Genomic DNA, 11402 nt, shown 5'->3' on the forward strand with positions numbered 1-11402 from the left:
CATGACCACGACCTTTTACGACCATTGGCGCGATGTGCCGGAGAAAGCCTGGCGCTGGACCAACTTCTCCCCCGCCGAAATTGCCTGCCGCGGCACCGGCAAACTGCTGATCAACGAGCCCGCGCTCGACAAGCTGCAGGCGCTGCGCGACCGGCTGGGTAAGCCGCTCATCGTTCGCTCCGCCTATCGCAGCCCGGAGCATAACCGCGCCGTTGGCGGCGCAACGCGTTCCAAGCACATGGGCGGCGCTGCTTTCGACATTGCCATGTCGAACCATGATCCGGTGGCCTTCGAGGCGGCGGCACGGGAGGCTGGGTTCCTTGGGTTCGGCTTCTATCCGCGCTCCGGGTTCATGCATGTCGATCTTGGCCCATCGCGCCAATGGGGCGGCCGCTTCCCGGTGCGGGCGACTGCCTTCGCCGAGGACACGCCGCCTGTGCGCGAGGTGCTGGCACAGAGCCGCACCATGAAGGGCGGCGGAGCGGCCGGTGTGGCGACGCTGGGTGCTGCGGGCGTCGAGGTCGCGCAGAGCGTCCTGGCGGAGACCCAATCCGCGATCCTGCCGCTTGTGCCGTATCTCGACACCCTGCGCTGGGTGTTCATCGCCATCGCACTCGGCGGCATCGCGGTCACCATCTACGCGCGTCTCGATGACTGGAAACGGGGGCAGCGATGATTGCCGCGCTCGTGACCGGGTTCGCCGCCAACCCATGGATGCGGGCGGCGCTGCGATACGGCGCCATCGTCCTCGCCGTGCTCCTATTCCTGTTGTCGATCCGCCGCACCGGGGAGCGCGCAGGTCGGATCGCTGAACGTCTCGAATTCACGGAGAAGACCAATGATATTCAACGCCGGATGCTGGAGGCGGCTGCTCGCCGTCCTCGTGATCGCGACGAGCTGGTTGACCGGTTGCGTGACGGCGAGTTCTGAGGACGACAGGCTCGCGACGTGCCCGCCCGTGGTCGAGTACACCCACGAGTTCCAGGCGCGGGTGGCCGAGGAATTGGCGTTGCTGCCGCATGGATCGGTCATTGGCGAGATGCTGAGCGACTACGCTGTCATGCGGGATCAGGCGCGAGTTTGTCGGCTGTGAAAAATCGTGAAAACCCCAACAACCCCCTTGAAGCTCTAGTTGCTGTAGCTCCTATCTTCCGTTGAGATGGACGATTCGCAACCGGAGAGACCGATGCCGCATGATGGACACAAGCACGATCACGCCCATGATCACAGACACGACCACGCGCATTCCGGCGACCACGGCGGAGGCGGCGCCTGCTGCGGGTCGGGCGACGGCGCGATGTGCGGCGATATCGGGCCAGTGGGCGACGTGGATGCCAAGGGCCGCAGTTTCCGTGTCAACGGGCTGGATTGCGCTGAAGAGGTGGCGATCCTGAACAAGGTGTTGGGTCCTGAGGTGGGCGGCGAGGCGCATCTGGCGTTCGATGTGATCAACGGCCGGATGACCGTGCTTGATACCGCCACGTCGATGACTGACGACAAGATCATCAAGCTGATCGGCTCCACCGGCATGAGCGCCAGTCTTTGGGATGCCGACAGCGCGGCTGCGGATCAGGCCGCTCATCTGAAGCGCCAGAAATTCTTTACCGCGCTCTCTGCCGGGTTCTGGGCCCTGGGCCTGATCTGGCACGGGGTCGAATCGGGCACGGCGGGGCTTCTGCGCATCTTTTCGGACCATGGCGAGACGCCGATGCCGGTCGTGGAAATTGGGGCCTTCCTGCTGGCCATCGTGTTTGGTGCCTGGCTGGTGGCACCCAAGGCCTGGTCTTCGGCCAGGCGGCTGTCGCCCGACATGAACCTGTTGATGATCGTCGCAGTTTCGGGTGCCATCCTTCTGGGCGCGTATTTCGAAGCGGCGACAGTGGCGTTCTTCTTCTCGCTCTCGCTCTATCTTGAAAGCTGGAGCGTGGGGCGCGCGCGCAACGCCGTCGCCAAGCTACTCGATCTGGCCCCGCCCACGGCGCGGGTGATCCGCGAGGACGGGTCCGAGGCGGACGTGCTTGCCGCACAGGTTGCCGTTGGTGACCGCTTCATCGTGCGCGGTGGCGACCGCATCCCGCTTGATGGCGAGGTGACCGATGGGATCGGTGGCGTCAACCAGGCCCCGATCACCGGCGAGAGTGCCGAAGTCGCCAAGGAGCCGGGCGACGAGGTCTATGCCGGCACGATCAATGGCGACGGCACGCTGACGGTGCGCGCGACGAAACCGGCATCGGACACGGTTCTGTCGCGGATCATCCGTATGGTCAGCGATGCGCATTCGCGGCGTGCCGATGTCGAACAATGGGTGGCCAAGTTTGCCCGCATCTACACGCCGATCGTGATGTTGCTGGCGATCGCGATTGCGGTGCTGCCGCCGCTCGCTTTCGGCGGGGCCTGGGATTACTGGTTCTACAACGCGCTGGTGTTGCTGGTCATTGCCTGCCCCTGTGCTTTGGTCATCTCAACGCCGGTCTCGATCGTCGCAGCGCTGGCGTCATCGGCCCGCAACGGCGTGCTGATCAAGGGCGGTGCCTATGTCGAGGCACCGGGGCGGATCACCGCGCTGGCCATGGACAAGACCGGCACCATCACCGAGGGCGAACCCGAGGTTGCCTCGGTGCATCCTTTGGGCGGCACCCCGGAACGCGATTTGCTCGAAGTGGCGGCGGCGCTGGAGGCCCGGTCGTCGCACCCGCTGGCCCGCGCGATCGTGAGCCGGGCACAGGCTGAAGGCGCAGGTGGCAAAGTGGCCGAAGACACCCGCACGGTGCCGGGCCGCGGTGTTGAGGGCAGCTTTGGCGACCGCACGGTCTGGCTCGGCTCTGACCGGTTCGCCGCCGAAAAAGGTTTTGACAGCGCGTTGCCGGAAGAATTGCGTGAACGCATCGAAGGCGCTGGCAGTACGCTGGTTGCCGTGGGCGACGGCGACAAGCTGCTGGGCGTTCTGGAACTGCGCGACCGCATCCGAGCCGATTCCAAGGACATCGTCGCAAAGCTGCATGCACAGGGCGTCAGGACGATCGTCATGCTGACGGGCGACAATGAACGCACCGCCAGGGCGGTGGCGGCCGAGGTGGGCATCGACGAGGTGCGCGCCGAGTTGCTGCCCGAACAGAAGGTTGACGCAATTGAGGAACTGGTGGACAGCCACGCCATGGTGGCAATGATCGGCGATGGGGTGAACGACGCACCGGCCATGGCGCGGGCGCATTTCGGCATCGCTATGGGCGCCATCGGTTCCGACGCGGCTGTCGAGACCGCCGATATCGCGCTGATGACCGACGATATCGGCAAGGTGCCGTGGCTGATCGGACATTCACGCCGGACAATGTGGATCATCCGCCAGAATATCGGCCTGTCGCTTGCCACCAAATCAGTTTTCGTGGGGCTGACGGCCTTTGGCATGGCGTCGATGTGGGGCGCGATTGCCGCCGACGTCGGTGTGTCGCTCCTGGTGGTGATGAACGCGCTCAGGCTGTTGAACGGTAAGGCCGACGGCGGTGCGCCGAAGGGCGGTGAACTGGCAGTCGCAGCCCAGAAAACGGAGGCACTGGCGCATGGTCATTGAATTGAAGGAACCCGGAAAGGAGCCTAAGAGAAACATGAACACGAATGGCAGAATGATGTGCCCGGTCTGTGACGTAGCCCTGAGCATGGCCGACCGGCAGGGCGTCGAGATAGACTTTTGCCCGCAATGCCGGGGCGTATGGCTGGACCGGGGCGAGCTTGACAAGATCATCGAGCGCAGCGCGTCAGAAATGGCACCGCCGCCCCGCGAACCCGACAGGCGTGGCTATGACGATCCGCGCGGCTATGGCGGCGGTCATGGTAAGCACGGCGGTAAACATGGCGGCGGATACGGCAAGCACGGCTCCCGCCGGAAATCATGGCTGATGGAAATCTTCGACTGAGGTCGGCATTTTTCCCACTTCATGCCGATTTGGCAATCCGCAACATCCTCCGGAAATTTACCTGGCCGGAGGATTTTGCGGATTTGCCTTGCACAAAAACCCCTCTGACCTGAAAGAAAATATGCCCCACGACGAAGGCCATACACATATCGACCCGGCGTCCGGCGACCGCCGGGTAGCGATTGCCATCTGGGCGAACGGCATTCTGACGATTGCGCAGATTGTTGGCGGGATTTTCGCCGGATCGCTCGCGCTGATCGCCGACGCGATTCACAATTTCTCGGACATGGCCGCGCTGGTCATAGCCTTCGGTGCTCGCAAGATCTCGCGCCGTCCGGCTGACGCCAAGATGACTTTTGGCTACAGGCGGATCGAGATCGTCGCCGCGCTGATCAACTATACCTCGCTGATCATAATCGGGCTCTATCTGATCTACGAAGGCGCGATGCGGATGATCGACCCGCCAGAGGTGCTTGGTTGGTGGGTGGTGATCCTGGGAGGCGTGGCACTGGTCGTCGATACGCTCACGGCCATGCTGACATATTCGATGCAGAAGGGCAGCGTGAATATCCGCGCCCTCTTTCTGCACAACCTGTCCGATGCCCTGTCCTCGGTCGCGGTGATCGTCGGCGGAACGCTGATCCTGCTCTACGACATCCGTTGGGTCGACCCCGCAATCACCATCGGCATCGCCCTCTATATCCTCTATCTTGCCTTCACCGAAATCGGCGGCACGATCCGCCTGCTGATGCTGGCCAGCCCGCCACAGATCGAAGTCGACGCTTTGATCGGGGCTGTTTCCAGCGTTCAGGGCGTCGACAACATTCACGGGGTTCATTTCTGGCAGATCGACGAGCAAAAGAATTCGATGGACGCCCATGTCGTTGTCGCCCGCGACCACTGGGAAAGGCTGGAAGCAATCAAGAGCGACATCAAGGCAGTGCTCGCGGAAGAATTTGGCATCTTTCACTCCACGCTGGAATTTGAACACCCCGATCACGCCCATGAAGACGCGTCAGTCTATGGCGACGAATGAAGGTAGTCTGACCGGGTACTTGCTCGGTCGGGTGCTGCCCTGTTGCCGCATCGGCCGCCTGTTCAGATTTTCGGGCGGCGCAATTTCCGCGATGGCAAAAGCTCGGAGAGAAGCAATAGCCCGACACCGCCAACCACAGCGACATCGGACAGGTTAAACGCCGGCCAATGCCAGCCACCGACGTAGAAATCGAGGAAGTCGGTTACCGCACCGAAACGCAGCCGATCCGCCACGTTGCCGAGCGCACCGCCGATCACCAGCCCGTAGGCCAGCGCCTCGAGCCGGCTGCCCGCCCGGACCATGAGCAGAGCAAGCCAGCCGACGATGCCGAGTGCGAGGGCTGAAAGCAACGACCACGGCACGCCGCCTAAAAGCCCGAAAGTCACACCGTCGTTGCGCAAATAGACCAGATTGAAGCCGGGAAAGACCTGAACGCCCCCAACGAGAACAGCGCTGTTGGCGTTGACGATCGCCTTAGTTCCCTGATCAACAGCAAGTGCCGCGAAGGCTCCGGCAATACCTGTAGTTAGATTTGACAATTGCGACTCCCTCCTGGCTTTCTGCTGGCTGTCGCGCCGGTCAGTCTGACGACGCGGTGTCTGGCACGGCTGGTCCAACGGCATCTGCCGCGAGGATAGGAACCTCAACAGTCAAATCGTCGCCATCGTAGAATGTCAGCCGCAGGGGAAGCGTTGCGCCCTCAACCAGTGGCGCCTCAAGGCCGATCAGCATTACGTGCATGCCACCCGGTTCGAGGGTGACGGATGCGCCCGGCGCAACGCGCAACTCCGGCACGGCGCTCATCCGAGCGACGCCTGTCACGCCCAAATTGGTTCTGTGTAACGTCTCGATCGATGCGATATCGGTGCGAACGCCGATCAGATCGATCGTCTTCTGTCCGGTATTGCGCAGAGTGAAGAAGATCGAAGCGGAGTCGTTGCCGGTGCTGGCACTGGCACTGGCACTGGCAGCGCGGGTCCAGGCGTTTTCGACCACCAGGTCGCCGTCTGCCGCCGCCGACTGGGCGTTGGCGTGTATCGCCCAGAAAGCGAGCATTACACTCGTTACGACCCCGGTGAGGTTAGTCTTCATCAAATTGGCCCTTATCCATCGGAAATGCGCTCCTGCCAAAACCCGATTCGGCTGGGACGATGCAATCTGCAACCTCCGGCCGCTGTAGGTGCAAGAAGAAATTCCGGTTTACGGCATTTGCCGTGTTCCCGCGCGTCAGCCAAGCGAGACAACGAAAACCCCCGTCCCGATGACAAGCCCGAACATGGTCAGGGCCGCGAGGCCGAGCAGAAGGCCGAGCCGCCCGCTCGGGGCGTCTGCCCGTATACGGTCCGCTCCAACTGCCCTCGCGGTATCCGCAGCCGCGTAGTCCGGTCCGGATATCCCGTGCCCCCGGCGCAGGCGCTTCTTCTCGGTGAGGTTCCAGTCGTAGATAACGATGATAATCGCGATGATTGACATCATGCTCGCCGGCACCCAAAGGATGAATCCGCCCGCCGTCTCGTCCGTCAGTGGCGCGATGTCAAAAAGCCGTCCCTCGATGTCGTAAGCGGTGTAAAGAACACCGGATTTGAAGACCGTTATCGCACCCAACAGGATGTTCGCGACGATCGTTGCGAAAAGCAGCCCAAAGCGCAGGAAATGTGACGGGGCGGATGGTCCGTCATGCCTGCCGAAGATCATCGCGAAGAACAGGAAACCTGCCGCCAGCATCGTCAGGTGCATTGCCCAGTGGATCACCGGGTTGAGCAGGGCAATGTTATGAATCGACGGGATCTGCCAGACATAGAGCGACAGCACGAACAGGGCAAATGCCACGACCGGTCGGGTGAGCAGGGTGTATGTGGCCGCCAGGACACCGGCTTTCATCAGCGGGGCCGCCAGTCCGCGCCGCATGGCTTCCGGCAGGCCGGCGATCAGCACGCCTTGCGGGCGGGCAAGGATGACCAGCATCGGCCCGACCATGCGCAGCAGCAGGTGCTGGATCTGGTGCATCAGAAACAGCCGCTCACCCATCGGGTCGATCGGCGATTGCAGCGATAAAAAGAGCGCAAGCATGCCCGTTACGAACAACGTGTGCCGGACGCCCGACACCGGCCGCGCGACGGTTCGCCGCCGAAGCGCGCCGCGCGCATAGATCGCCAGGATCAGCAGAATCAGGCCGCTGATTTCAGGTGTGAGATTCCAGGCAGACCAGGCAACGTCGGCGGTCAGGCCTTCGCCACCATGGGCGAGCGCGGTTGCGGGGACGAGCGCGGCCGCCGCCAGCGCGAACACGCCCGGCAACCGGCAGCGTAGTGGCATTCGGTCAGCAGGAGTTGCGAATGAATTTCTGTTACTACAGCGCATAGATGATCGTGGCGCCGGTTATCATCACGGTTGCGAACATCGCCGCCGAGACCAGTGCAAGCGTCCGGCCCATGCGGCGGTTGGGTTCTGTCACCTTCAGGCGCAGTTCATGAGCGGTTTCCGGGAATTCAAGCGCAGCGGCGTTCGATCCGGTCCAGCTGTGCCGCGCGTTCCAGCGCCGGACCTCAGCCGCGTTCCAGCCGTTGAAGACAAGGATGATGGCGGCGATGATGACAAAGGATGACGGCACCCAGATCGTGTAGCCGCCGGTGGTTTCGTCGGCCAGCGGTGCAAAATTCCAGAGCCGTCCGGCGATGTCGTAGCCGGAATAGAGCACAGACTCTTTCATCGTCGTGAGTGAACCGAGCAGGATGTTCGACAGGATGATTCCGACGAGCGCAAGCACGCGCAGGCTTTGGGTCGCGGCCTCGGGCGCATCACGCCGATCAAGCACGACGGCAAAGAAGTTGAGCCCCACCAGCGTCATGCTCAAATGCGCAAACAGAGCAAGCGGTGGCATACCGACCGCCGCGTTGTGAACCACTGGAATTTGCCAGAAATATAGCGCGGCGATCAGCAAAACAAAGCTGACATCGAGGCGGCTCAGGACACGCGCCGAAATCTGCCCTGCGGGACGGTTACCAAATCGCCTGAGCCCGCGCCGTGTTCTGCGCGGAAGGCCCGCGCGCAGAACCGGCCACGGATGGGACAGAACGATCAGCATCGGCCCGAGCAGCCGGATCAGGAGGTGTTGCACCTGATGCGCCGCAAAGAGCCTTGGCCCGGCACTCGCCAATGGCCCGGCGAAGGCAAGAGCCAGCAGCACCGCTCCCGCCGCGAACAGGGTGTGCCGGACACTACCAACGCGCTCTCGCACCAGACGCGGACGGCCCGCGCCGCTCAGGTATAGCCAGACCAGACCGACAATCGCCGCGAGGGCCATCGGAGACAACGCTGGTCCGAAAGGATCGAGTTCAGCAACGTTCATGGTGCTTTCCGGACCCGACAGATTGCATCCACACCCGACCGCCGGGAACCACCTTGCGACAGCAACTGCTGCTTGCGATGCGCCGCCCTGTCTCCGGCGACAATGATCGCGGGTCGGGTGGTGCTTTCAACGATCATCATGAACGGGTGCCTCAGTTGCCGGGGTAGGACGCGAAAATCTGCTGGCTTTGGTCGAGATTCACCAGGACCACGTCGAAGGCCTCGCGCTCATTGCCGTATTCCATACCCGGTGACCCCGTGGGCATTCCGGGCGTCGCGATGCCCAGTGCCTCGGGGCCTTCTTCGAGCAACCGAGTGATTTCTCGCGCCGGAACATGACCTTCTACGGTGTATCCGGCGACACTCGCCGTATGGCAGGCCCAGAGGTCATCGGAAAAACCGGAAGCCTCCTTGGCGGCATAGAGCTCCTCTCCGGAAACATCCTGCACATTCACGGTAAACCCGGCTTCCTGCATAGCCACGACCCAGCCGCCGCAACAGCCGCAGGACACCTGCTTGAGAACGTCGATTGCCGGCGTCGCTTCCTGTGCTGTGGCCGTGGCTGCCATTGCGAACAGCAATCCGCCCGCCATTAATGTGCTTTTCATAATTATCTCCTGTTTTCACGGTTGAAGCGCAGAAACACGCAACCAGATTCCTGTCTGCAACCTCAAGCCGCTTTAGGTTCAAGTGAAGAGTCCTTCCTGCGCTGGAATGTCGCGCGGCCTTGCCGCGTTAGTGCCGCCAAAATGGGCCCTGCGATTTTCATGTCGCGTCTCCCCTTGTCGCAGGTGTCAACCCTGCGTCTGTGCTGGCTTCGGGGACGGCGCGGTCGGGAAACTGCCGGCGCGCGTTGATCAACCGACGCAACGCTTCTGTCACGCTGCGGTCCTCGATCAATGTGGCGAGCCGCTCTTCACCCATCGGATCCACAGGCCGTCCGTTCAGTCGGATCTCGTAATGCATGTTTGGTCCGGTCGCGAGGCCCGACGATCCGACTGAACCGATCCGGTCACCCGCATCCACGCGGTTGCCGACCCCGAGACCATTTACGAAAGAATCCAGGTGCGTATACATGCTCGTCATCGACGGCCCATGCTCGATTTCCACGACGCGGCCGTAGCCATTGCGCCAACCGACGAAGGAAATGCGTCCGGGCCCGGTTGCAACGACCGGCGTGCCGCGCTGCGCCGCGTAGTCCACGCCCTTGTGCATGCGGATGTCCCCGTAGATGGGATGCCTGCGGCGACCGAAGACTGAGGTAAGCCGCCCGCCCGCCACGGGCGGCGAAAATGTCCTCAGGCGCTCGCCGTTGCGGAACACGGATGTCGAGCCACTTTCGTCCCCGGCCTGAACGGTTTCGAAACGGTCGCCTTCTAGGCCGAGTTCGGCATAAACAAGCTGCGGAATACCCGTCGCAGTCCCGTCCGGCAATCGCGTCTCGCGCCACAACAGGCGCAACGTCTCGCCACCTCGCAGATCGCGGCGGAAATCCACAGTGCCGCCAAGTACCTGGGCGAGATCGACGGCAAGGCTGGCCGGCACGCCAGCCCGTTCGAGCGTGGCAAATATCGAGCCATCCACCGTGACAGTCGCCGCAACTTCCCGGGTTTCCAGTTCTGGCGCGACGGTTTCGGCGACCGCCTCGTTTTCGAGGCGGACGAGCATCTGTTCTCCGCTGGCGACGGACAGGATAACTTCGTAGGGCCGACCGTTGGCAAAACTGAAAACCGCCACTTCATCCCCGGGGCGAAGGGCCGCCAGATCGTATTGAGTCTGCATCGCACGCGTGAAAACCTGGCGCAGGTCAGCCGAGAGCCCGGCGCGGCGCAGCAATCCGTCGAAGGTATCGCCGGGTGCAATCACAGCGGTCCAGGGCGGCAGGAGCGGTGTTTGGACCGCAGCGGCGGCTGGGTCAGGCGCCGCCGCCGAAGACAGTACCGCCGGGATGCGCAACGTGGGAGGTGTCGCGCCGGACGGCAAGATCACCGGACTCCCCTCAGTGGTGGTGGGCAACCGGAGCGGCGCCGTAACAGTCGCGATTTCGGGCCCCTGCGGCAGCGTCGGGTTAGACGCCAGCCAGAATGCAGCCGCAAGTGCCGCGGCACTCCACAGGATCAACTGAATTTGTCTGAGTCGCACTCGATTCGCCTGGTGATTTTTATAATTGACGCGTGCCTACAAGCTTCAGTGGGTAGAGGTTCAAGCCCTGAATCACATTGCAAGCGGGGACTTGCCATCGGCAGGCATGAAACCTACATTCTTTGGAGCTTTGCGAGGGATGACATGCTGACAATCGGCACTTTGGCGCGCAGGACGGGAACCAAGGTTCAGACGATCCGCTATTATGAACAGATCGGGCTTTTGCCCGAACCCGGACGCACCGCTGGCGGGCAGCGGCGCTACAGCGAGGACGAGCTTGACCGGCTGGCTTTCGTCCGGCATTCACGGCAGCTTGGCTTCCCGCTCGACGCGATCCGGGAGTTGCTGGAACTCGCCGACTATCCGCATAAGCCTTGCACCGCAGCCGACAAGATCGCGCAGCGCCAGTTACAGCAGGTGGAACAGCGGATTGCGAGGCTGGAGGCGTTGCGTGCCGAACTTGAGCGTATGGTCCACGAATGCAACGGCAGCAACACTGCGGATTGCCGTGTCCTAGAAGTCCTGCGCGACCACTCCGAATGCCTCACAGATCACGATGAGATCGGCTCATAACGGCAATGTGGGTCTGATTGCCTTCCCGGATTGCCGCTCCCATCAAATTCGCCGAATCGTCGCCCCCATGTCGGGTGGCACTGGGCCTATGTCTTCGGCATGGGAATAGGCGATTGGCAAGGCGATACGCTTAGTCAAAGATCAAGAAGGCTACGTGTGCCGGGCGCTCCGGTCAGCGCATCACGGATGGCTGCAACGCATTCGGTGGCGCGAACAGGAAAGCGGGCCGGGGTAAGCACTACTATTCTAAACCAAGGTCGGACCAACTGGCAGCGTGGAAACGACCGGAAATCGCCCCATGGCAAACGCAAGTCTTGGAGATGGGGTGGATGCCGCTCTCACCCTGACGGCATCGCGATGTGCTATACTCGTGGTGTCGAAGCACAAGCTGA

Annotated in this window: 13 protein-coding genes; 7 read left to right on the forward strand and 6 right to left on the reverse strand. The window is 62.4% G+C overall.

Going from position 1 to position 11402, the window contains the following annotated elements; all coding sequences use genetic code 11:
- Nucleotide 1: 1 nt before the first annotated feature.
- From HNS34_RS19120 to HNS34_RS19145, 6 genes are all read left to right on the forward strand, one after another.
- Nucleotides 2-676: a YcbK family protein gene (locus HNS34_RS19120; protein ID WP_172321697.1), complete on the forward strand. Its 675-nt coding sequence runs from the start codon at nt 2-4 to the stop codon at nt 674-676.
- A complete protein-coding gene (locus HNS34_RS19125; protein ID WP_172321698.1) occupies nt 673-930 on the forward strand; it encodes a hypothetical protein in 258 nt (85 codons plus the stop codon). The genes HNS34_RS19120 and HNS34_RS19125 overlap by 4 nt, the downstream gene beginning before the upstream one ends.
- A gap of 28 nt (nt 931-958) precedes the next feature.
- Nucleotides 959-1093 carry a hypothetical protein gene (locus tag HNS34_RS21055; RefSeq protein WP_328700579.1) on the forward strand — a complete coding sequence of 45 codons (135 nt, stop codon included), beginning with the start codon at nt 959-961 and terminating at the stop codon, nt 1091-1093.
- A 93-nt stretch (nt 1094-1186) separates the two neighbouring features.
- Complete coding sequence (locus HNS34_RS19135) at nt 1187-3568, forward strand: heavy metal translocating P-type ATPase (RefSeq protein WP_407925885.1); 2382 nt, start codon at nt 1187-1189, stop codon at nt 3566-3568.
- A 52-nt stretch (nt 3569-3620) separates the two neighbouring features.
- Entirely contained in the window at nt 3621-3911 is a 291-nt protein-coding gene (locus HNS34_RS19140; protein WP_214647546.1) for a TFIIB-type zinc ribbon-containing protein, read from the forward strand.
- Nucleotides 3912-4032: 121 nt separating this feature from the next.
- Nucleotides 4033-4947, forward strand: a complete 915-nt coding sequence (locus HNS34_RS19145) for a cation diffusion facilitator family transporter (RefSeq protein WP_172321710.1) — start codon at nt 4033-4035, stop codon at nt 4945-4947.
- A gap of 62 nt (nt 4948-5009) precedes the next feature.
- On the opposite strand, the gene lspA is transcribed toward HNS34_RS19145, so the two are convergent.
- The 6 genes from lspA to HNS34_RS19175 all read right to left on the reverse strand — a co-directional run bounded on the left by lspA (nt 5010) and on the right by HNS34_RS19175 (nt 10416).
- On the reverse strand, nt 5010-5486 hold the full coding sequence (lspA, locus tag HNS34_RS19150) for a signal peptidase II (RefSeq protein WP_235952813.1): 477 nt from the start codon (nt 5484-5486) through the stop codon (nt 5010-5012).
- Nucleotides 5487-5526: 40 nt separating this feature from the next.
- Nucleotides 5527-6039, reverse strand: coding sequence for a copper chaperone PCu(A)C (locus HNS34_RS19155; protein WP_235952814.1), 513 nt, complete (start codon nt 6037-6039; stop codon nt 5527-5529).
- A gap of 135 nt (nt 6040-6174) precedes the next feature.
- The gene (locus HNS34_RS19160) at nt 6175-7263 is read right to left on the reverse strand and encodes a cytochrome c oxidase assembly protein (RefSeq protein WP_172321701.1); all 1089 of its coding nucleotides are present in this window, start codon (nt 7261-7263) and stop codon (nt 6175-6177) included.
- 34 nt (nt 7264-7297) lie between these two features.
- Nucleotides 7298-8296, reverse strand: coding sequence for a cytochrome c oxidase assembly protein (locus HNS34_RS19165; protein WP_172321702.1), 999 nt, complete (start codon nt 8294-8296; stop codon nt 7298-7300).
- 151 nt (nt 8297-8447) lie between these two features.
- The gene (locus tag HNS34_RS19170) at nt 8448-8903 is read right to left on the reverse strand and encodes a DUF411 domain-containing protein (protein WP_172321703.1); all 456 of its coding nucleotides are present in this window, start codon (nt 8901-8903) and stop codon (nt 8448-8450) included.
- Nucleotides 8904-9060: 157 nt separating this feature from the next.
- Nucleotides 9061-10416: a M23 family metallopeptidase gene (locus HNS34_RS19175; protein WP_172321704.1), complete on the reverse strand. Its 1356-nt coding sequence runs from the start codon at nt 10414-10416 to the stop codon at nt 9061-9063.
- 165 nt (nt 10417-10581) lie between these two features.
- Between HNS34_RS19175 and HNS34_RS19180 the strand changes: the two genes are divergently transcribed.
- The gene (locus HNS34_RS19180) at nt 10582-11010 is read left to right on the forward strand and encodes a MerR family transcriptional regulator (RefSeq protein ID WP_172321705.1); all 429 of its coding nucleotides are present in this window, start codon (nt 10582-10584) and stop codon (nt 11008-11010) included.
- Nucleotides 11011-11402 lie beyond the last annotated feature (392 nt).

Origin of the sequence: Alterinioella nitratireducens (genome assembly GCF_013155465.1) — a bacterium.
In the GTDB taxonomy this organism is placed as follows: domain Bacteria; phylum Pseudomonadota; class Alphaproteobacteria; order Rhodobacterales; family Rhodobacteraceae; genus Alterinioella; species Alterinioella nitratireducens.

Coding starts and splice junctions, on each gene's coding strand:
- HNS34_RS19120 (WP_172321697.1), top strand. CDS start 2: ATGACCACGACCTTTTACGACCATTGGCGCGATGTGCCGGAGAAAGCC.
- HNS34_RS19140 (WP_214647546.1), top strand. CDS start 3,621: ATGATGTGCCCGGTCTGTGACGTAGCCCTGAGCATGGCCGACCGGCAG.
- HNS34_RS19125 (WP_172321698.1), top strand. CDS start 673: ATGATTGCCGCGCTCGTGACCGGGTTCGCCGCCAACCCATGGATGCGG.
- HNS34_RS19135 (WP_407925885.1), top strand. CDS start 1,187: ATGCCGCATGATGGACACAAGCACGATCACGCCCATGATCACAGACAC.
- HNS34_RS19155 (WP_235952814.1), bottom strand. CDS start 6,039: ATGAAGACTAACCTCACCGGGGTCGTAACGAGTGTAATGCTCGCTTTC.
- HNS34_RS19160 (WP_172321701.1), bottom strand. CDS start 7,263: ATGCCACTACGCTGCCGGTTGCCGGGCGTGTTCGCGCTGGCGGCGGCC.
- HNS34_RS19145 (WP_172321710.1), top strand. CDS start 4,033: ATGCCCCACGACGAAGGCCATACACATATCGACCCGGCGTCCGGCGAC.
- HNS34_RS19170 (WP_172321703.1), bottom strand. CDS start 8,903: ATGAAAAGCACATTAATGGCGGGCGGATTGCTGTTCGCAATGGCAGCC.
- HNS34_RS19165 (WP_172321702.1), bottom strand. CDS start 8,296: ATGAACGTTGCTGAACTCGATCCTTTCGGACCAGCGTTGTCTCCGATG.
- HNS34_RS19180 (WP_172321705.1), top strand. CDS start 10,582: ATGCTGACAATCGGCACTTTGGCGCGCAGGACGGGAACCAAGGTTCAG.